Source organism: Streptomyces sp. NPDC008139 (genome assembly GCF_042957025.1).
Classification (GTDB): domain Bacteria; phylum Actinomycetota; class Actinomycetes; order Streptomycetales; family Streptomycetaceae; genus Actinacidiphila.
Genome location: NZ_JBIBHM010000004.1, coordinates 418,445 through 437,266 on the forward strand (window position 1 = coordinate 418,445; position 18,822 = coordinate 437,266).

The 18,822-nt window shown below is 72.3% G+C and carries 17 protein-coding genes and 1 pseudogene; 5 read left to right on the top strand and 13 right to left on the bottom strand.

Annotation, left to right across the window (positions count from 1 at the left end; all coding sequences use genetic code 11):
* The first annotated feature begins 194 nt into the window (after positions 1-194).
* Positions 195-644: an ATP-binding protein gene (locus ACFZBB_RS10755; protein ID WP_391119942.1), complete on the top strand. Its 450-nt coding sequence runs from the start codon at positions 195-197 to the stop codon at positions 642-644.
* A gap of 47 nt (positions 645-691) precedes the next feature.
* On the opposite strand, the gene argF is transcribed toward ACFZBB_RS10755, so the two are convergent.
* Together argF and ACFZBB_RS10765 are read right to left on the bottom strand one after the other, a co-directional pair.
* Positions 692-1,690 carry an ornithine carbamoyltransferase gene (gene argF / locus ACFZBB_RS10760; protein ID WP_391119944.1) on the bottom strand — a complete coding sequence of 333 codons (999 nt, stop codon included), beginning with the start codon at positions 1,688-1,690 and terminating at the stop codon, positions 692-694.
* A gap of 175 nt (positions 1,691-1,865) precedes the next feature.
* Positions 1,866-3,089 (bottom strand): arginine deiminase, encoded by a 1,224-nt coding sequence (locus ACFZBB_RS10765; protein WP_355338574.1) that lies wholly within the window; start codon positions 3,087-3,089, stop codon positions 1,866-1,868.
* 177 nt (positions 3,090-3,266) lie between these two features.
* Here ACFZBB_RS10765 and ACFZBB_RS10770 point away from each other — a divergent pair, with 177 nt between their 5' ends.
* On the top strand, positions 3,267-4,304 hold the full coding sequence (locus ACFZBB_RS10770; RefSeq protein WP_391119946.1) for an SPFH domain-containing protein: 1,038 nt from the start codon (positions 3,267-3,269) through the stop codon (positions 4,302-4,304).
* Complete coding sequence (locus tag ACFZBB_RS10775) at positions 4,301-5,197, top strand: hypothetical protein (RefSeq protein ID WP_391119948.1); 897 nt, start codon at positions 4,301-4,303, stop codon at positions 5,195-5,197. The genes ACFZBB_RS10770 and ACFZBB_RS10775 overlap by 4 nt, the downstream gene beginning before the upstream one ends.
* A gap of 105 nt (positions 5,198-5,302) precedes the next feature.
* Here ACFZBB_RS10775 and ACFZBB_RS10780 read toward each other — a convergent pair whose 3' ends face one another.
* The 7 genes from ACFZBB_RS10780 to ACFZBB_RS10810 all read right to left on the bottom strand — a co-directional run bounded on the left by ACFZBB_RS10780 (position 5,303) and on the right by ACFZBB_RS10810 (position 13,476).
* Positions 5,303-7,846 (bottom strand): polynucleotide kinase-phosphatase, encoded by a 2,544-nt coding sequence (locus tag ACFZBB_RS10780; RefSeq protein WP_391119950.1) that lies wholly within the window; start codon positions 7,844-7,846, stop codon positions 5,303-5,305.
* Positions 7,843-9,381, bottom strand: a complete 1,539-nt coding sequence (locus ACFZBB_RS10785) for a 3' terminal RNA ribose 2'-O-methyltransferase Hen1 (RefSeq protein ID WP_391119952.1) — start codon at positions 9,379-9,381, stop codon at positions 7,843-7,845. Before ACFZBB_RS10785 ends, ACFZBB_RS10780 begins: the two co-directional genes overlap by 4 nt.
* A 52-nt stretch (positions 9,382-9,433) precedes the next feature.
* A complete protein-coding gene (gene mmuM, locus ACFZBB_RS10790) occupies positions 9,434-10,342 on the bottom strand; it encodes a homocysteine S-methyltransferase (RefSeq protein WP_391119954.1) in 909 nt (302 codons plus the stop codon).
* 7 nt (positions 10,343-10,349) lie between these two features.
* Positions 10,350-11,273, bottom strand: coding sequence for a TIGR03560 family F420-dependent LLM class oxidoreductase (locus ACFZBB_RS10795; RefSeq protein ID WP_391119956.1), 924 nt, complete (start codon positions 11,271-11,273; stop codon positions 10,350-10,352).
* A 33-nt stretch (positions 11,274-11,306) separates the two neighbouring features.
* The gene (locus ACFZBB_RS10800; RefSeq protein WP_391119958.1) at positions 11,307-11,711 is read right to left on the bottom strand and encodes a DUF6099 family protein; all 405 of its coding nucleotides are present in this window, start codon (positions 11,709-11,711) and stop codon (positions 11,307-11,309) included.
* A 122-nt stretch (positions 11,712-11,833) separates the two neighbouring features.
* Positions 11,834-12,184, bottom strand: a complete 351-nt coding sequence (locus tag ACFZBB_RS10805; RefSeq protein WP_355338553.1) for a nucleotide pyrophosphohydrolase — start codon at positions 12,182-12,184, stop codon at positions 11,834-11,836.
* Positions 12,181-13,476 carry an AAA family ATPase gene (locus ACFZBB_RS10810; protein WP_391119960.1) on the bottom strand — a complete coding sequence of 432 codons (1,296 nt, stop codon included), beginning with the start codon at positions 13,474-13,476 and terminating at the stop codon, positions 12,181-12,183. The genes ACFZBB_RS10805 and ACFZBB_RS10810 overlap by 4 nt, the downstream gene beginning before the upstream one ends.
* 158 nt (positions 13,477-13,634) lie before the next feature.
* Between ACFZBB_RS10810 and ACFZBB_RS10815 the strand changes: the two genes are divergently transcribed.
* Both ACFZBB_RS10815 and ACFZBB_RS10820 read left to right on the top strand, forming a co-directional pair.
* A complete protein-coding gene (locus tag ACFZBB_RS10815) occupies positions 13,635-14,270 on the top strand; it encodes a DUF1697 domain-containing protein (RefSeq protein WP_391119962.1) in 636 nt (211 codons plus the stop codon).
* A 292-nt stretch (positions 14,271-14,562) separates the two neighbouring features.
* Positions 14,563-14,961: pseudogene (locus tag ACFZBB_RS10820) on the top strand (DUF2785 domain-containing protein); the annotation flags it as partial.
* 148 nt (positions 14,962-15,109) lie between these two features.
* On the opposite strand, the gene ACFZBB_RS10825 reads toward ACFZBB_RS10820, so the two are convergent.
* The 4 genes from ACFZBB_RS10825 to ACFZBB_RS10840 all read right to left on the bottom strand — a co-directional run bounded on the left by ACFZBB_RS10825 (position 15,110) and on the right by ACFZBB_RS10840 (position 18,690).
* Positions 15,110-16,204 (bottom strand): mannonate dehydratase, encoded by a 1,095-nt coding sequence (locus ACFZBB_RS10825; RefSeq protein ID WP_355338542.1) that lies wholly within the window; start codon positions 16,202-16,204, stop codon positions 15,110-15,112.
* A complete protein-coding gene (locus ACFZBB_RS10830) occupies positions 16,201-17,052 on the bottom strand; it encodes a fumarylacetoacetate hydrolase family protein (protein WP_391119964.1) in 852 nt (283 codons plus the stop codon). Before ACFZBB_RS10830 ends, ACFZBB_RS10825 begins: the two co-directional genes overlap by 4 nt.
* A 26-nt stretch (positions 17,053-17,078) precedes the next feature.
* Positions 17,079-17,813: a glucose 1-dehydrogenase gene (locus ACFZBB_RS10835; protein ID WP_391119966.1), complete on the bottom strand. Its 735-nt coding sequence runs from the start codon at positions 17,811-17,813 to the stop codon at positions 17,079-17,081.
* Between the two features lie 136 nt (positions 17,814-17,949).
* Positions 17,950-18,690, bottom strand: coding sequence for an FCD domain-containing protein (locus ACFZBB_RS10840; protein ID WP_391119968.1), 741 nt, complete (start codon positions 18,688-18,690; stop codon positions 17,950-17,952).
* Between the last annotated feature and the right edge of the window lie 132 nt (positions 18,691-18,822).

The window sequence follows — 18,822 nt, forward strand, 5'->3', positions numbered from 1 at the left end:
GAGGGGGCGGGGGCGCGAACACGGGGCGGACGAGAACGGCGCGCGCGCCGGGTACGGGCAGGAAGTCCGTCCGCTCACGGGCCTTTGGTCCCTACGGCCTCCTTCCGGACGCCTCTGCTGACCGTATTGTCCGATTCCTAAGGTGGAGGACATCGAGGTGAGCGAACCCCCGCCCCGTCCGGATCGGAGCAGCGATGACCAGCCCCACCCGTACCGCAGGCGAGTTCCCCGACCGGCCGACGGTCTGGCGGATCGACCTGCCGCACTCCCCCGCCGCCGTCCCGCTGGCGCGCGCCATGGTCCGTACCGTCCTGGTCGAACTCGGTCAGGACATCGGCCCCGACACCGACACCGCGGAACTCCTCACCGCCGAGGTCGTCGCCAACGCCGTGGAGCACACCCCGCCGGGCGCCATCGAGCTGTTCGTGGAGTTGCTTCCGCACGGCTTCCAGGTCGAGGTCCACGACCAGGGCCTGGAGTTCCCCGTCGGCCTCAATCTCCTGATCCCCGCCCAGCCCGACCCCCCGTGCCACGACGAGCTGGCCGAGCACGGCCGCGGCCTGATCCTGATCCGCGCGCTGAGCGCGGACTCCGGCTGTCGGCTGACCGGCACCGGCAAGGCCGTCTGGTTCACCCTGCACTGAGCGCCGGGGCGGCCGGGCGTGAGCTCAGGACCGGGGCGGCACCGGGCTCAGGCCAGCGTCGCCACCAGGACCGCCTTGATGGTGTGCATACGGTTCTCCGCCTGGTCGAAGACCACCGACCGGTCGGATTCGAAGACCTCGTCGGTGACCTCCAGCGAGGTCAGCCCGGTGCGCTGGTGGATCTCGCGGCCGATCGCGGTGCCCAGGTCGTGGTACGCGGGCAGGCAGTGCATGAAGCGCACGTCCGGGTTGCCGGTGGCGGCGAGGACGTCGGCGGTGACGGCGTACGGCGCGAGCAGCGCGATCCGCTCGTCCCAGACCTCCTTCGGCTCGCCCATCGACACCCACACGTCGGTGTGGACGAAGTCGGCGCCGCGCACGGCCTCGCTGACGTCCTCGGTGAGGGTGACGCGGGCGCCGGAGATCTCGGCGAGGCGGCGGGCCTCGGCGACCACGGACTCCCGCGGCCACAGATTGGCGGGCGCGGCGACACGTACGTCCATGCCCAGCAGCGCGCCCGTGATCAGCAGCGAATTGCCCATGTTGGAGCGGGCGTCGCCGAGGTAGGCATATGCGATGCCGGTGAGCGGCTTCGCGCTGTGCTCGGTCATGGTGAGGACGTCGGCGAGCATCTGGGTGGGGTGCCAGTCGTCGGTGAGGCCGTTCCACACGGGGACGCCCGCGTGGGCGGCCAGCTCCTCGACGACGTCCTGGCCGCTGCCCCGGTACTCGATGCCGTCGAACATCCGGCCCAGCACGCGGGCGGTGTCCTTGACCGACTCCTTGTGTCCGATCTGCGAGCCGGACGGGTCGAGGTAGGTGGTGGACGCGCCCTGGTCGGCGGCGGCGACCTCGAAGGAGCACCGGGTACGGGTGGAGGTCTTCTCGAAGACCAGCGCGATGTTACGGCCGCGCAGCCGCTGCTCCTCGGTGCCCGCCTTCTGCGCCGCCTTCAGCTCCGCGGCCAGCTCCACCAGGTGGCGGAACTCCTCGGGCGTGAAGTCCAGCTCCTTGAGGAAGTGGCGGCCCTTGAGGTCGACGGCCATGCGGGGACTCCTAGGTCGGGGGGGCGGGACGAACAAGACTGGAAGTCTATACGCAGATCGGCATTCTTATACAGACCCCTCCCGTGCCGCGCACGCACCCCGCCGAGATCAGGCGCTCAGCCTCCGCCCCGCCCCGACCAGGCGTTCAGGCCGCCCCTCAGCTCCGATCGGGCGTTCAGACCGCGTCCCGCTCGATCGGGCAGCTCATGCAGCGCGGGCCGCCCCGGCCCCGGCCCAGCTCGCTGCCCGGGATCTCGATCACCTCGACGCCGCGCTTGCGCAGAAACGTGTTGGTGGTCGCGTTGCGCTCGTAGGCGACGACCACGCCCGGCTCCACGGCCAGGACGTTGCAGCCGTCGTCCCACTGCTCGCGCTCGGCGGCGTGCACGTCCTGCGTCGCGGTGAGCACGTCGATGGAGTCCAGGCCGAGGGCCGCCGCGATGGCCCGGTGCATGTGCTCGGGCGAGTGGTCGGTGACCTTGAGGTCACCCGCGCCCGAGCCCGGCTCGATGGTGTACGAGGGCAGCATCCCCAACCCCGCGTACTGCGTGAACGTGTCGCCGTCGACCATCGTCATCACCGTGTCGAGGTGCATGAAGGCCCGCCGCTTCGGCATGTCCAGGGCCACGATGGTCTGCGCGGAGCCGGCTTCGAACAGCCCCTGCGCCAGCATCTCCACGGCCTGCGGGGTGGTGCGCTCGCTCATCCCGATCAGCACGGCGCCGCTGCCGATGACCAGGACGTCGCCGCCCTCGATGGTGGACGGGTAGTCGGCCTGCCCCTCGGACCAGACGTGGAAGCCGCCGCCGGAGAACAGCGGGTGGTGCCGGTAGATCGCCTCGAAGTGCACCGTCTCGCGCTGCCGGGCGGGCCACCGCATGGCGTTGATGCTGACGCCGTCGTAGACCCAGGCCGAGGTGTCGCGGGTGAAGATGTGGTTCGGCAGCGGGGCGAGCAGGAAGTCGTCCAGGTCCATGGCGTGGAAGCGGACGGAGACGGGTTCGGCGAAGCGCTCCAGGAATTCGCGCTTGGTCATGCCGCCGATCAGCGCCTCGGTCAGCTCCACGACCCCCAACCGGTCGAACGCCTCCCGCAGATGGGGCGTGGCCAACGGGCCGTACTCCTTGGCGTCGAAGACCCGGTCGAGGACCAGCTTCTTGGCCTCGGGCACCAGCATCGACTCGCGCAGCAGGTCGCCGAAGAGGTGGACCTCGACGCCCCGGTCGCGCAGCACGTCCGCGAAGCCGTCGTGCTCGGCGCGGGCCCTGCGCACCCACAGAACGTCGTCGAAGAGCAGCGCGTCCTTGTTGCTGGGGGTCAGGCGCTTCAGTTCGAGGTCGGGGCGGTGCAGTATGACGCGGCGCAGCCGCCCGGTCTCGGAGTCGACGTGGAATCCCATGCCTCCATCCTGACCATCGCGCCCGCGATTCACGCGCCCCGGCGGCAGGACGCGCCGCGCGCGCCCTGTCAGCCCGCGCCCCCGCACCCCGGCGGGTACGCCGAACTCCCCCATCTCGTCCTCTTGACGATAAGAGGATCGCTCGATATCGTCGCACTGACGAAAAGAGGTCCCGCCATGGCCGACATCACCAGGCGCTTCGGCTGGCGCCATCTGCGTTCAGCGCCCACCGTGCACATCTGCCACCACTCGCGCGGCGCGCTCGTGCACGACGGGCCCGGCCTCAGCTTCTGGTACCGCTCACTGACCGCGGCCCTCTCCGAAGTGCCGGTCGACGACCGCGAGTTGGCGATGTCCTTCCATGCCAGGACCTCCGACTTCCAGGACGTCAGCGTGCAGTCGACCGTGACGTACCGGATCAGCGCCCCGGCCACCGCCGCCGAGCGCCTGGACTTCTCCATCGACCCCGACACCGGGATCTGGCGCGGCGCCCCGCTGGAGCAGCTCGCCACCCTGCTCACCGAGACCGCCCAGCAGCACGCGCTCGACGTCCTGGCCCGTACCGCGCTGGCGTCCGCGCTGGTCGACGGCGTGGCGGCGGTACGGCAGCGGATCGCCGACGGGCTCGCCGCCGAGCCGCGACTGGCCACCACCGGCATCGAGGTCGTCGCCGTGCGCGTGGTGGCGATCCGGCCGGAGCCCGAGGTGGAGCGCGCGCTGCGGACACCCGCGCGCGAGCAGATCCAGCAGGAGGCGGACCGGGCCACGTACGAGCGGCGGGCCGTCGCCGTCGAGCGCGAACGGGCCATCGCCGAGAACGAGTTGGCCAGCCGAATCGAACTCGCCCGGCGCGAGGAGCAGTTGGTCGAGCAGCACGGTACGAACGCGCGCCGCGAGGCGGAGGAGAACGCGGCGGCCGACGCCGTGCGCGCCGAGGCCGAGGCCGCCCGGCTCGTCCGCCTCGCCCGCGCGAAGGCCGAGGCGGCGCGCGAGGCGGGTACGGCGCGCGCCGAGGCACAGGCCGGGTGGCTGCGGGTGCACGGCGACGTGGATCCGGCGACGCTGCACGCGCTGGCGCTCAACCGGGCCGCGGAGAATCTGCCGCGGATCGACAGCCTCACGCTCACCCCCGACCTGCTCACCGGCCTGGTGGAACGGCTCGGGCGCCCCAGCGGCGGCGGCGCGGTCCCGGGCTCCGGTGGTGAGGGGCGGTGAGCCTCGCCCCGCGCGCGGTGCTGGTGCACCGGGTCAGCGAGTACGAGGAGTTGCTGGCCCGGCACGGTACCCACGGCCAGGCGGCGTTCTTCCTCTCCTCGCGCGGCCGGAGCATCCAGGAGGTGCGCGAACGCCATCAGCGCGGGCGGGCCGCGCTCGCCGAGGTGGCCGCGGCGGTGCCGTTGCGGTGGCGGCAGGCGCGGGTGGAGCGGGCCGATCTGGACCGCTTCCTCTTCGCACCGGAGGACGTGGTCGTGGTGATCGGCCAGGACGGGCTGGTCGCCAACGCCGCCAAGTACCTGGCGGGACAGCCGGTGGTGGGGATCGACACCGACCCCGGCCGTAATCCGGGCGTGCTCGTACGGCACCGGGCGGGCGACGCGGGCAAGCTGCTCGACTCCGCCGCGCGCGGCGGCCGGGCCGACGAACTGACCATGGTGGAAGCCGTCGCCGACGACACACAGCGGCTGCTGGCGCTCAACGAGATCTACCTCGGACCGCCGGGACACCAGACCGCCCGCTACCGGCTCGGGCCCGACGACGACGCCGCGCCCGCGGAAGCCCAGGCGTCATCGGGCGTTCTGGTGGGTACAGGCACGGGTGCCACGGGTTGGCTGCGGTCGCTGTGGCAGGAACGCGGCAGCGGCCTGGCGCTGCCGGGTCCCACGGAGCCGCGGCTGCTGTGGTTCGTCCGCGAGGCCTGGCCCTCCCCCGCGACCGGCACTTCGCAGGTCGCGGGCGTGCTGGCCGCGGCCGACCGGCTCCGGCTGACCGTCGAGTCCGACCGTCTGGTCGCCTTCGGCGACGGCATGGAGTCCGACGCGCTGGAGCTGACCTGGGGTCAGACCGTACGCCTCGGCCGGTCGGCGACGGCGCTGCGGCTGCTGGGGTAGGACCGGTTCGGCACACGGGGATGGAGCCCGGTCGGACCGCCCACCGGAGGGGTGTGGGCGGCCCGACCGTATGACCCGACCGTATGACGGGCACAACTCACGGCGTCACAGCCGGGGGTCGACCGGCTCCGACTCCAACGCCAGTACGGCGAAGACCGCCTCGTGGACGCGCCAGAGCGGTTCGCCGGCCGCCAGCCGGTCCAGCGCCTCCAGGCCGAGCGCGTACTCACGCAGGGCGAGCGAGCGCTTGTGGCCGAGGAAACGGGACCGCAGCCGCTCCAGGTGCTCCGGACGGGTGTACTCGGGACCGTAGATGATCCGCAGATACTCCCGGCCGCGGCACTTGATGCCCGGCTGCACCAGCCGCCCCTTCTCGGTGCGGACCAGCGCGGCGAGCGGCTTGACGACCATGCCTTCGCCGCCCGCGCCGGTCAGTTCGAGCCACCAGCGCACTCCGGCCGCGACCGACTCCTCGTCCGTGGTGTCGACCAGCAGCCGTCCGGTGGTCCTGAGCAGCCCGGTGGGGTCGGCCTCGACCAGCCGGTCGATGAGCGCCAACTGCTCGTCGTGCGGGAGCGCGGCGAGGCTGCGGCCCTGGACGGCGAGGAGCTGGAACGGCGCCAGACGTACGCCGTCGAGCCCGTCGGTGGTCCAGCAGTACCGGCGGTAGGCGTCGGTGAACGCCGCCGCGTCCGACGCCCGTTCGCGCTGTCTGCCCAGCAGGTCCGCGACGTCGGTGCCGCGAGCCGCCGCGGCTTCGAGCGCGCTGAGGGCGGCGGGGAAGACCGCGCCGCCCGCGGCGCCGACGGCGGCGTACTGCTTGCGCAGCAGGCCGGACGCCTTCAGCGACCAGGGCAGCAGCTCGGCGTCGAGCAGCAGCCAGTCCGTGGACAGCTCGTCCCACAGTCCGGCCGCCGTGACGGCCGCGCGCAGCCGGGCCAGCACCTCCTCGGTGACGGCCCCGTCGTCGAAGAACGGCCGCCCGGTACGGGTGTGCACCGCACCGGTCGTGCCCTCGGCCGCGTCGAAGCGCTCCCGCGCGGCGGACTCGTCACGGCAGACCAGGACGACCGCGCGGGAGCCCATGTGCTTCTCCTCGCAGATGACCTGGGCGACACCGCTCTCGCGGTAGTCGGCGAAGGCGTCCGCCGGGTGCTCCAGCCAGCCCTCCTGCCGCGAGGTCGCGCAGGGCGACATCGTCGGCGGCAGGTAGGCGAGCAGGCGCGGGTCGACGGCGAAGCGGCTCATCACCTCAAGGGCCGCCGCCGCGTTCTCCTCCCGGACGGCGAGCCGTCCCATCTGCCCGGTCTCCACGATCCGCCGCCCGGTGACGTCGGCGAGGTCGAGCGGGCGCCCGTCATGGCCACCGGGCGCCTCGACCACGAGCGGCTTGACGGGCTCGTACCAGACCCGCTCGGCCGGTACGTCCACGATCTCGCGCTCGGGCCAGCGCAGCGCGGTCATCTTGCCGCCGAAGACCGCCCCGGTGTCGAGGCAGATGGTGTTGTTGATCCAGGACGTGTTCGGGACCGGGGTGTGGCCGTAGACCACGGCGGCGCGCCCGCGGTAGTCCTCGGCCCACGGGTAGCGCACGGGCAGGCCGAACTCGTCGGTCTCGCCGGTGGTGTCGCCGTACAGCGCGTGCGAGCGGACCCGGCCCGAGGTTCGGCCGTGGTACTTCTCCGGCAGACCCGCGTGGCAGACCACCAGCTTGCCGCCGTCCAGCACGTAGTGGCTGATCAGACCGTCGATGAAGGCCGCGACCCGCTTGCGGAACTCCGGGTCGCGGGCGTCCTCGCGCTCCAACTGCTCGATGGTCTCGGCCAGTCCGTGGGTGTGCTGCACCTGGCGGCCCTTGAGGTAGCGGCCGAGCTTGTTCTCGTGGTTGCCGGGCACGCACAGCGCGGTGCCCGCCTCGACCATGCCCATGACGCGGCGCAGCACACCGGGGCTGTCCGGGCCGCGGTCGACGAGGTCGCCGACGAAGACGGCGGTGCGCCCCTCGGGGTGCGTGCCGTCGACGTAGCCCAACTCGGCCAGCAGCGTCTCCAGTTCGGAACTGCACCCGTGGATGTCGCCGATGATGTCGAACGGGCCGGTGAGGTGCGTCAGGTCGTTGTAACGGCGCTCGGTGACGATCTCGGCGGAGTCGATCTCCTCGGTGCCGCGCAGGACGTGCACTTTTCGGAAGCCCTCGCGCTCCAGGCCCCGCAGCGAGCGGCGCAGTTCGCGCTGGTGCCGCTGCACGACGTGGCGTGGCAGAGAGGCCCGGTCGGGGCGCTCGGCGTTGCGCGCGACGCAGACCTGCTCGGGTACGTCGAGGACGACGGCGATCGGCAGCACGTCGTACTCGCGGGCCAGCTTGATCAACTCCCTGCGGCTCTCCACCTGCACGTTCGTGGCGTCCACGACGGTGCGGCGGCCCGCCGCGAGCCGCTTGCCCGCGATGTAGTGCAGGACGTCGAAGGCGTCGGCGCTGACGCTCTGGTCGTTCTCGTCATCGCTGACCAGGCCGCGGCAGAAGTCGGAGGAGATCACCTCGGTGGGCTTGAAGTGCCGTGCGGCGAAGGTGGACTTGCCGGAGCCGGTGGCGCCGATCAGGACGACGAGGGACAGGTCGGTGACGGGCAGCGTGCGCGGTGCGGTCATGCCGCCGCCTCCTTGCCGGTGGTCGTGGTCGTGTTCGTGCTCGTGTTCGTGGTCGTGTGACGGGTGTCGGTCGTGGGTGCGGCGATCGTGAAGACCGCCATCTGGGTGGGCGGGCCGACCTCGGGGTCGTCGGGGCCGACGGGGGTGAAGGCGACGTCGTAGCCGTGCCGGGCGGCGACCGTCGCCGCCCAGCCGCGGAACTCCTCGCGGCTCCACTCGAAACGGTGGTCGGCGTGCCGGACATGGCCCGCGGGCAGCGACTCCCACCGCACGTTGTACTCGACGTTCGGCGTCGTCACGACCACGGTCCGCGGCCGGGCGGAGCCGAACACCGCGTACTCCAGGGCGGGCAGCCGCGGCAGGTCGAGGTGTTCGACGACCTCGCTGAGCACGGCCGCGTCGTAGCCCTTGAGCCGCGCGTCGGTGTACGCCAACGAGCCCTGGAACAGCGTGACCCGCGCCGCCTGCCGTTCGCTCAACCGGTCCAGGCGCAGCCGCCGCGCCGCGCTGCCGAGCGCCCGCACCGATACGTCGACGCCGACGATCTCCGTGTACCGCACGTCCTTCAGCAGCGCGCCCATCAACTGGCCCTGCCCGCAGCCCAGGTCGAGCACGCGCGTGGCCCCTGCGTCGCGCAGCGCCCCGAGGATCGCCTCGCGCCGCTGAACGGCCAGCGGCGTCGGCCGCTCCTCCGCCTCCTCGCCGTCCGGGCCGACGGTGTCCTCGACCGCGTTGTCGATGGCCTCGACCTCGATGTCGTCGGCGTCCGCCAGCCGGGCCAGCTCAAGCCGCTCCATCGCCTGCCGGGTCAGCGCCCAACGCCGCGCCAGATAGCGGCTGGTGATCAGCTTCTGCTCCGGGTGCTCCTCCAGCCACCCCTCGCCGAACCGCAGCAGTTTGTCCACCTCGTCCGCCGACACCCAGTAGTGCTTGGCGTCGTCGAGCACCGGCAGCAGCACATAGATCTGCCGCAGCGCGTCCGCCAGCCGCAGCTCCCCTTCGAGCACCAGCCGTACGTACCGTGAGTCGCCCCACTCGGGGAACCGCGTGTCCAGCGCCACCGGCTCGGCCTCGACCCGCCAGCCCAGCGGCTCGAACAGCCCGGCCACCAGCGCGGGGCCGCCGCGGGCGGGCAGCACCGGCACCTCGATCCGCAGCGGCAGCGGCGCCGCCGCCCGCTCCGGCATCGTGCGGCACTCGCCGCGCAACGCACTGGAGAAGACGGTACGCAGCGCCACCGCGAGCAGCGACGAGGCCGCGTAGGGCCGGTCGTTCACATACTGCGCGAGCGCGGCGTCGGGCGCGCCGCCCCGGCCTTTGCCCTTGCCCTTCCCCCGGCGCGCCAGCGCGGGCGGATCGATCTCCAACAGCAGCGCGGCCGTGGTCCGCTCGATCGACGCCTCGGGATAGAAGACGTGCGCGTTGCCGTAGGAGGTGGAGAAGGTCTGCGCCTTCTCCGGGTGCTTGTGCAGCAGAAACCCCAGGTCAGTAGCTGGGGCAGCCGCGGTGCCGGTGGTGGAGATCGTCAGGAACACCTCCCCGAGTATTCCCTTCCGCCCGCCCCCCGACCAGGGGATTTTCCCGGCGCTAGAGCCTGCCCAGCACCTTCGACAGGGCGCTGATCCGGGCCGGGCCCACTCGGCAGCAGCCGCCGATCAGGCGGGCGCCCGACCGTTCCCAGGCGGTCACGCGGGCCGGGGAGAAGGTGGCGGCGCCGTCCCAGCGGCGGAGGTCGGCGTCCCAGCGCTCACCGCTGTTGGGGTAGACGACGACGGGCTTGCCGGTGACCGTCGCCGCCACCTCCACCGCATGGTCCGCGTCGGCGGGTGCGCAGCAGTTGACGCCCACCGCGATCACCTCGTCGCGGCCCGCGGCCACCGCGAAGGCGTCCGCCAGGGGCTGCCCGGCCCGGGTACGGTCGCCGTCGACGGTGTAGGAGAGCCAGACCGGCACGCCGGTCCCCTCCGCCGCCCGCAACATGGCCTCGGCCTCGTCCGTGTCCGGCACCGTCTCCAGGGCCAGCACGTCGGGACCGGCCGCCGCCAGGGTCTCGATCCGCGGCCGGTGGAAGCGCTCCAGCTCCCGCACGCTCAGCCCGTACCGCCCGCGGTACTCGCTGCCGTCGGCGAGCATCGCCCCGTACGGCCCAACCGACGCCGCCACCCGCACGTCGGTCCGGCCCGCGCCCGCCCGCCGGGCCAGCTCCACGCTGCGGGTCAGCAGCGCGGACGCCTCGGCCCGCCCGATGCCGCGCCGGGCGAACCCCTCGTAGGTGGCCTGGTAGCTGGAGGTGATCAGTACCCGGGCCCCCGCCCGCACATAGGCGGTGTGCGCGGCCTCGATCTGCTCCGGGGCGTCGGCGAGCAGCCGGGCGGACCAGAGCGGGTCCGACAGGTCGCAGCCCTGGTCGGCGAGTTGGTTGGACAGCCCGCCGTCCAGGACCAGTGCCCTCCCGGCGGCGGCCGGGAAGAGCGGTGCGGGCGGGGTCGTGGGCATCGCGGCCTCAGCTCACCTGGGTCCTGACCTGGGACGAGATCAGCTCCAGGTGGTCGAGGTCGGACAGGTCGAGAATCTGGAGGTAGAAGCGGCTGGAGCCCTGTTCCGCGAACTGCCCGATCCGGTCGACGACCTCGGCGGGCGTGCCCGCCAGCCCGTTCGCCTTCAGCTCGTCCACCTCCCGCCCGATCGCGGCGGCCCGGCGGGCCACCTCGGCGTCGTCCTTGCCGACACAGGCCACCAGGGCGTTGGAGTACACCAGGTCGCCGGGGCCGCGCCCGGCCGCCTCCGCCGCCGCGCGCACCCGGCCGATCTGGAGGCCGCTGTCCTCGACCGAGGCGAACGGGATGTTGAACTCGGTCGCGTAGCGCGCCGCCAGTTCCGGTGTCCGCTTGGCGCCCATGCCGCCGATCAGCACCGGGACCTTCGCCTGCGCGGGCTTGGGCAGCGCGGGCGAGTCCTTGAGCTGGTAGAACGTCCCGTCGTAGTCGAAGGTCTTGCCGACCGGGGTCTCCCACAGGCCGGTGACGATGGCCAGTTGCTCCTCAAGGCGGGCGAACTTCTCCTTCGGGAAGGGGATGCCGTACGCCGTGTGCTCCTCCTCGAACCAGCCCGCGCCGAGGCCGAACTCGACCCGTCCGCCCGACATCCGGTCCACCTGGGCGACCTGGATCGCCAGCACACCGGGGAGCCGGAAGGTGCCGGCCGTCATCAGGGTGCCGAGCCTGATCCGGCTGGTCTCGCGGGCGAGTCCGGCCAGGGTGATCCACGCGTCCGTGGGTCCCGGCAGTCCGGTCCCGTCGCCCATCTTCAGGTAATGGTCGGAGCGGAAGAAGGCGTCGAATTCCAGGTCTTCGGTCGCCTTCGCGACGGTGAGCAGGGTGTCGTACTCGGCACCTTGCTGGGGCTCGGTGAAGATTCGCAGATCCATTCCTCCATCCTGCCCCCATCACGGCGATCTCCGTCAACGGTCCACCTCCACGGTCAGCGCGCGCACGCGGTCCTTGGCCTCGTCCACCGCGTCCAGCGCTTCGATGCAGTTCCAGTACGCCGCCTCGTCCTCCGCCGTGCAGGTGATGGCGACCAGGGACAGGCCGATCTCGCCGAGCAGCGTGCGCAGGGCCCGCAGCGTGCCGTGCGGGTCGCGCACCCCGGTCAGCCGTGCGGCCCGCGGCGGGTCGCCGCCTGACGCGCCCACCACCGGTCCCGGCCCGGCGCGGACCACCGGCCGCTCGTGATCGGCGGTGAGCAGCCGTCCCACGGCCTCGGTCAGCTCGAACGCCTGCCATGCCTCCGCGATGACGTCGTCCGGCTGCGGCGATCGGCTCATCACTCGCTCCGCCTGGGCCACCAGTCGCGCTGCGTCCATGTCCCGCACCCCCTCTGTGCTGCGGCGATCCCTTCGCCGTTACTCAGAGTGACAGAATTTCGCGGGTGCGGAAAGGCTCCTCGGGAGATCTGTGGACAACTCGGCGCCTGTGGAAAACCTCGTCACCCGGACGAGGGATCGGCCCGCGGGAACCGCAGCTCGTTGCGGTCGATCTTCGCCGCCAGCGCGGCCAGCACGTCGATGCCGAGCACTTCGCAGAATTGCAACAGATACGCCAGCACGTCCGCGACCTCGTCGCGGACCCGGTGCGCGGTCCCGTCGTCCGCCATCACCTCCGCCGCCTGTTCCGGGGTGAGCCACTGGAAGATCTCCAGGAGCTCCGCGGCCTCGACGCTCAGCGCGGCGGCGAGATTCTTGGGCGTGTGGAACGGCTGCCAGTTCCGGGCCGCGGCGAAGGAGGCGAGGCGGCGCTGGAGCGCCGCGAGATCGGGTGCGTCGGTTTCTTCGGTCACCCCGACTGGTCTACCGCATCCTCGCGGCGGCGTGGCCTCGGGACCCCGAGCGCGGTGACCGAGACACCGCCGATCCCCTCCGCGAAGCTCGCGTCCTGGACCGTGCCCAGCAGCCGGATGTGCCCGCGTTCCGCCGCCGGGCCCGCCAGCCGCAGCAGTTCGCTCAGTTGACGACGGTCCAGGCCGTGGTCGAGGCCGTCGCCCAGCACGGTCAGCACCTGACTGGCGGGCAGCAGCTCCGTACTCGTGTCGACGTCCAGCACTCCGGGGCCGGTGAGCAGCACCAACGCCAGCGCGAGGAAGCGGAGTTCGCCGTCGCCGAGGCGGTCCACCGGGACCAGGCCGAGCGGGCCTCGGTCCACCGCGGCGATCACGGAGTCCACCGCCCGCGCCGTTTCCGCCACCGACCCGCCGCCCGCGCGGGCGCCCTCCGCCGTACCGGCACCGGTACGCGGACCGGCGCACGTACGCCCGCCCGCACCCCTGCTCGCGGCGGCGCCCGCAGCCAGCGCCGTGATCCCCTCCACCGGCGGACTGCACACCGCGCGCACCGCGTTGACCAGCGCCGCGTGCCGGGTGCCGCATTCGCCTTCGGTCCTGGCCAGGACAGCGGACAGATTGTCGCAGGAGGCGCGCAGCCGTCCGTCGCCGACCGGGACGGGGCCGCGCATCAGCTCGGGGCGCGGTGCGATCGGGAAGACCCCGCGCAGCGCCACCACGACCTGTTCCGCGGCGGCCAGCACCAGGCGCTGCCCGTCGGTGCGTCCGGCGACGCGCAGCGGCAACAGGGCCGTGGCGAGGCGGTCGTCGGGCAGCGGCGCACGGGTGACGGCGACCAGGCCCGCGGTGTGCCAGGCGGCCTGCACGGTGGGGCGTTCCGGGTCGCGCAGCGCCGTCGTCAGCAGCGTCTCGCCCGCGCCGGTCAGCCGCTCGCCGACGATCCGCAGCGTGGGCTCCGCCTGGACGGCGACGTCGAGCCGCACGGGACCCACCGGGCCGGTGACCGTGCAGCCGATCCGGAAGCCGCGCCGTCCCTGCGGGTCGGGCTGCGCGTCCTGCGGTACGCACGCCGCCGCGCCACCGCGCACCACGGACTCGAAGACCTCGTCGAGCCCGTCCCCGCAGGCCAGCCGACCGAGCGCGGCCAGCGCCTCCAGCACGCTCGACTTGCCGGTGCCGCTGCCCCCGCAGAGCAGGGTGAGCGGCCCGAGCCCGAACGACGCGCCCCGGTGCGATTTGAAGGCCGACAGCCGCAGTTCGGTGACGACGGGCCTGTCATGGATGCTGGTCATATGCGCGAACGTAACCAGGCCCCGGCCTGCCGAACCGTTCCAGCGACCGTACCGTCCTCCGAACGAGGGACATCGCGCATGATTCGCGCGACGCCGCGCTTGCCCCGGCACCCCCCGGAATCGACCGATTGTCAGTGCCGGCCGCTAGCGTGGCGATCGTGACGACCAAGGCCACCGGCACCATGACCAACACCAAGACCAAGACCAAGGTCAAGACCGGCACCAGTAAGAGCACGACCACGGATACAGATACGGATACCCGCTACGTCGCGCTGCTGCGCGGAATCAACGTCGGCGGCAAGAACAAGCTGCCCATGCAGACCCTCAGGGACCTGCTGGCCTCCATCGGCGCCGCCGACATCCGCACCCATCTCCAGAGCGGCAACGCCGTCTTCACCCACGCGCAGGCCGATCCGGGGCGGCTGGCGGCGGATTTGGAGCAGCGGATCAGCGACGAATTGGGTCTGACCGTCGCCTGCCTGATCCGTACCGGCGCGGACCTCCGGCGGGTCGTTGACGCCAACCCGTTCCCGATGGACGGGGTGAATCCGTCGCGCTTCATGGTGACGTTCCTGTCGGGCCCCGTCCCCCTCGACAAGCTGGCCGCGATCGACGCGGCGGCGTACGCGCCGGACGAATTCCGTCCCGGACGGAGCGAGATCTACGGCCACTTCCCCGGCGGCGTGCACAACTCCAAGCTGGCCGCCCAGTTCTCCGACCGCCGCCTCGGCCTGACGGCGTCCACCCGCAACTGGAACACGGTCACCAAACTGGTGGCGATGAGCGAGGAATAGCCTGCTGCCATGAACGCCGATCGTGTCGACTGGACGTCGGTCGCGGCCGACGGATTCCCCTTCCCCGAGAGCGTCCCCGCGCCGTGGCTCGCCGCCGAGCTGTCCGCCATGCTGACGTCCCCGGACCCCGGACCCCGGGACGCGCGACGACCACGCCTATACCGGCGCTGCCCGCTGGATCAGGGAGGGGCGTCTCGACACCGTCCTCGAAACACTCGGGGACGACGCGGCCGGCCGTCTCGCCCACCCGGAAGTTCAGGCCAGCGCCTTCGCGCCGCTGATCATCTGCTCCGTGCTGACGCGGGGCGACGCCGAGCCCGGGCTCGTACCGCGAGAGGCGGCGGAGCGCTGGTACGCGCGGTTCTCGGCCTGGTATCCGGCCGAGCGCGACACGCGCGGCTGGGACGACGCGCGGGGGTGGCTGCACGCCGTGGCGCACGGCGCCGACATCGCCGCCGCGTTCGCGAAGGCCCTGCCGGAGCGCGGCACCGGCCTGCTGGAGCGCCGCACCGGCCTGCCGGAGCTGTGCGCCCGCAGGATGACGGCCGAGCAGACCGACTACCGCTACGCGCAGTTGGAGGACGCGCGGCTGGCCAGCGCGCTCACCCGTATCCTCCAGGCCCCCGGACTCACGGCCGACGAGGCCACCGACTGGCTGGCCGTCGTTCACAAGGCGCTGGAGGGCGGCGAACCCGGCGCGGTCTCGGTCTGGGCGTTCAACACCTTCGCCACCCTCCAGTCGCTCCATCTGCACCTGATACGCGGCATCGCCGACGAGGGCGTCCCGCCGCACGCGCGGAGGTCGCCGCACGCGTCGCCGGCCTCCTGCGCCTGCCGTACTACTGGCTGGCCTGAGGCTGCCGGCCGACCGTCGCCGAGCGGCCGGCCCGCGGGCGGGCCTCCGGCTGGTCGAGCCCGAGGCCGTTCAGGACGCCTTGCAGGTAGCCGATCGCGTGGGCCCGGCCGCGGCTGCAGTACGCCTCGGAGGAGATGTCGCCCCAGGTGTCGAGGTCGCCGATCATCGCCGGGACGTGGTCGTCGATGAGGAACCCGTCGAATCCGGAGTCCTCAAGACGGCGGATGACCCGCGCCGGGTTGAAGTTGCCCTCGCCGAGGAAGCACTCGCTGAAGCGAGGCACGGTGCCGCGGACGTCCCGGAAGTGGACGTAGAAGATGGACGGCCCCAGCAGGTCGATGACCTCGTTGACGCTCTCCTCGCCCGCCATCTCCGACACCGTGCCCAGGCAGAGGTTCAGGCCCCAGGACGGGCTGCCGCCCGCCTGGTCGCGGGCCCGTCCGATGGCGGCGGGCGAGGTGAAGATCCGGGCGATGCCGCCCAACGGCACGTCGACGGGCGGGTCGTCGGGGTGCAGGGCCAGCCGTACGCCGACCTCCTCGGCGACGGGCAGGACGGCGTCGAGGAAGTACTGGTGGTTGGCCCACATCCGGTCGGCCGTGGCCGGCTCGTCCACGGGGTGGTCGGGGGTGAGCCGGTATCCGGCGAGCGCGTTGCCGCGGGAGACGTCCGCCAGGTCGAAGGCGCTGACCTTGGCGCCGCCGCGGCCCGCCGCCGCCATGTCCGTGCGCCAGACGTACGTGGCGAGGAAGTTGTAGCCGAGCAGGTCGATGCCCACGGCGGCGAGGTTGCGGATGGTTCTGAGGTAGTTCTCGATCTGTTCGTCGCGGCCCGGCAGTCCGCGCTGGATTTTCCAGAAGTGCGCGAGCGGCACGTTCTCCAGGCCGTCGATCGCGAGGCCGTCGGCTTCGCAACGGTCCTTGAGGGCCCGCAGTTCGGACTCGCTCCAGAAGCCGTCCTCGCCGGGCAGCAGGTCGGGGGTGTGGAGCTGGACGCCGGTGAGACCGAGTTGGCGCGCGAAGGTCGCCACCCGCGCGTCGTAGGTGTCGATGTGTCCGAGCGAGAGTCGTATGGTCATGCCTGGCCGACCCGCTGCCGCTGGCGGCCCAGCCCGTCGATCTCCAACTCCATGGTGTCGCCCTCCTTGAGGTAGGGGAAGCGGCCCGACAGCGCGACGCCTTCGGGCGTGCCGGTGTTGATGACGTCGCCCGGTTCGAGGACGGTGAACTGGCTCAGGTCGTGGATCAGCGTGGCGACGTCGAAGATCATGTCCTTGGTGCCGGACGCCTGGCGGGGTTCGCCGTTGACCCAGGAGCGCAGGCCGAGCGCCTGTGGGGACGCGATCTCGTCCGGTGTGACCAGCCAGGGACCCAGCGGGTTGAACGTCTCGCAGCTCTTGCCCTTCGACCACTGGCCGCCGCTGGTCTCCAGTTGCAGGGCCCGCTCGGACACGTCGTTGGAGATCGTGTAACCCGCCACGTGGGCCAGGGCGTCGGCGGGCGAGTCGAGGTAGCGGGCCCGGCGTCCGATGACGATCGCGAGCTCGACCTCCCAGTCCGTCTTGGCCGAGCCGCGCGGCAGCAGGACCTCGTCGTCCGGTCCCACGACGCAGTGCGGTGACTTGTAGAAGACGACCGGCGCCCGGGGCGGTGCGGCGCCCGATTCCGCCGCGTGCGCCGCGTAGTTCATGCCGACGCAGAGCACGACGCCGGGGCGGGCGACAGGCGGGCCGACGCGCTGCCCGGTGACGTCGACGGCCGGCAGGCCGCCCGCCTCGATCGCGTCGCGCAGCCGGTCCGGGCCGTCGCCCGCGAGGAAGGCGCCGTCGATGTCGTCGGTGAGCGCGGACAGGTCGAGGTGGCGGCCGTCGGGAAGCAGGGCGACGGGCCGTTCGGCCCCGGGTGGGCCGACACGCATGAGCTTCACGGTGATCCGTTCGGTGGTAGGGATGGTCAGCCGGCGAGCAGCCCGCCGTCGATGACCAGCTCGGTGCCGGTGATGAACGCGGCGGCGTCGGAGGCGAGGTAGAGGGCGGCGGCGGCGACCTCGGCCGGGGTGCCGAGGCGGCCCATCGGCTGCCGGGCGACGAGTTGGGCGCGGGCCTGCTCGGGGTCGTCGGCCGCGGCGAGCAGGCGGCCCACCCACGGGGAGTCGACGGTGCCGGGGCAGACGGAGTTGCAGCGCACGCCGGTGCCCGCGTACTGCACGGCGACCTGGCGGCTGTAGGCGATCACGGCGCCTTTGCTGGCGCAGTACGCGGCGCGGTCCTTCAGCCCGACGAGTCCGGCGGCGGAGGCGGTGTTGACGATGGCGCCGTCGCCCTGGGCGAGCATGTGCGGCAGGGCGAGTTTGGTGCCGAGGAACACCCCGCGGGTGTTGACCGCGAAGGTCGCGTCCCACTCCTCGACGCTGCACGCCAGGGTGTCGGTGCTGGAGGCCAGGCCCGCGTTGTTGCAGAGCACGTGCAGCGCGCCGGTCTCCGACACCGCCCGGGAGACGGCCGCGGCGAACGAGTCGGGGTCGGTGACGTCGACGGTGAGCGGGATGCCGCCGTCGGGTACGTCGGCGGGGTCGAGGTCCGCCGCGTAGACGGCCGCCCCCTCCGCCACGAACTGGCGCGTCATCTCGCGGCCGATGCCGGAACCGGCGCCTGTGACGAGAACCGTCCGTCCGGCGAACCTGTTCACGTGGGGTTGTCCTTTCGTCGCGGTGATTCGGTGCACCTGGCTGTCATGCGCGGTCGTGCACGTTATTGGGCGGTCATACGACGCTGCCCCGCGCGGTCGTACGTCCCCGCCCCCGGTCGTACGCCGCCGCGCGCGGTCATGCCGTGAAGTAGTGCGGATACTGCGCGCGCAGCCCTGGCACGCGTTCGAGCGCGCGTCTGGCGTGACGGCTGATCAGGGCGCGCCCGCCCGCGATGTCGCGGGACTCCAACGCGTCGACGATCAGTCGGTGTTCGTCGATCAGGTCACGCATCGTGGCGGTGTCGGGTTGGGCGAGCCGGCGCACTCTGTCGAGTTGCAGCTTCATCCGCTGGACGACCTGCCAGGCGCCGGGGTGGCCGCTGAGGGTGAAGATCGCGCTGTGCAGGGCCTCGTCGGCCTGGAAGAACGTGTCGTAGTCGGCGGTGCGATAGGCGTGCTCCTGCTGTTCGAGCAGGTCGCGGAGGATGCCGACGTCCAGCGCCGGATTGCCGCAGGCCGCCTCGAAGGCCGAGACCTCCAGACTCTCGCGGACGAAACGCGCTTCCTCGACGTCGCGTAGCCGGATCAGCCCGACCTGCGTGCCGACCTGCGGCACGACGTGGACGAGGCCGGTGTCGGCGAGCCGGGCGATGGCCTCCCGGACCGGCGTACGGCTGACGTGCAGCCGTTCCGCGATGTCCGTCTCCGACAGGGAGGAGCCGGGGGCGAGCCGCAGTTTGCGGATCGCGGAGACCAACTCGTCGTAGACGTGGTCGGAGGCGCGGTTCCGCGTGCGGTCCCGGGTGATCGGCGACAGCCCTCCGGCGGGGCCGAGGGGTGCCTGCTCCTGGATGCGTGCTGGTCGGGGAGGATTCACGTCCGAATCCTTGCATGCCAGTATTCTTGTATGCAAGTATCCCGGTCGCCTACCCGGTGTCGTCCGCGGCGGTATGTCCGCTCCCCCATCGCCCCCTCATCGCCCCCGCCAACGCCCCCCATCACCACGGCA

Coding starts and splice junctions, on each gene's coding strand:
- ACFZBB_RS10810 (WP_391119960.1), bottom strand. CDS start 13,476: ATGACCAGCATCCATGACAGGCCCGTCGTCACCGAACTGCGGCTGTCG.
- ACFZBB_RS10795 (WP_391119956.1), bottom strand. CDS start 11,273: ATGGATCTGCGAATCTTCACCGAGCCCCAGCAAGGTGCCGAGTACGAC.
- ACFZBB_RS10765 (WP_355338574.1), bottom strand. CDS start 3,089: ATGGGATTCCACGTCGACTCCGAGACCGGGCGGCTGCGCCGCGTCATA.
- argF (WP_391119944.1), bottom strand. CDS start 1,690: ATGGCCGTCGACCTCAAGGGCCGCCACTTCCTCAAGGAGCTGGACTTC.
- ACFZBB_RS10800 (WP_391119958.1), bottom strand. CDS start 11,711: ATGGACGCAGCGCGACTGGTGGCCCAGGCGGAGCGAGTGATGAGCCGA.
- ACFZBB_RS10770 (WP_391119946.1), top strand. CDS start 3,267: ATGGCCGACATCACCAGGCGCTTCGGCTGGCGCCATCTGCGTTCAGCG.
- ACFZBB_RS10825 (WP_355338542.1), bottom strand. CDS start 16,204: ATGACCATACGACTCTCGCTCGGACACATCGACACCTACGACGCGCGG.
- mmuM (WP_391119954.1), bottom strand. CDS start 10,342: ATGCCCACGACCCCGCCCGCACCGCTCTTCCCGGCCGCCGCCGGGAGG.
- ACFZBB_RS10780 (WP_391119950.1), bottom strand. CDS start 7,846: ATGACCGCACCGCGCACGCTGCCCGTCACCGACCTGTCCCTCGTCGTC.
- ACFZBB_RS10755 (WP_391119942.1), top strand. CDS start 195: ATGACCAGCCCCACCCGTACCGCAGGCGAGTTCCCCGACCGGCCGACG.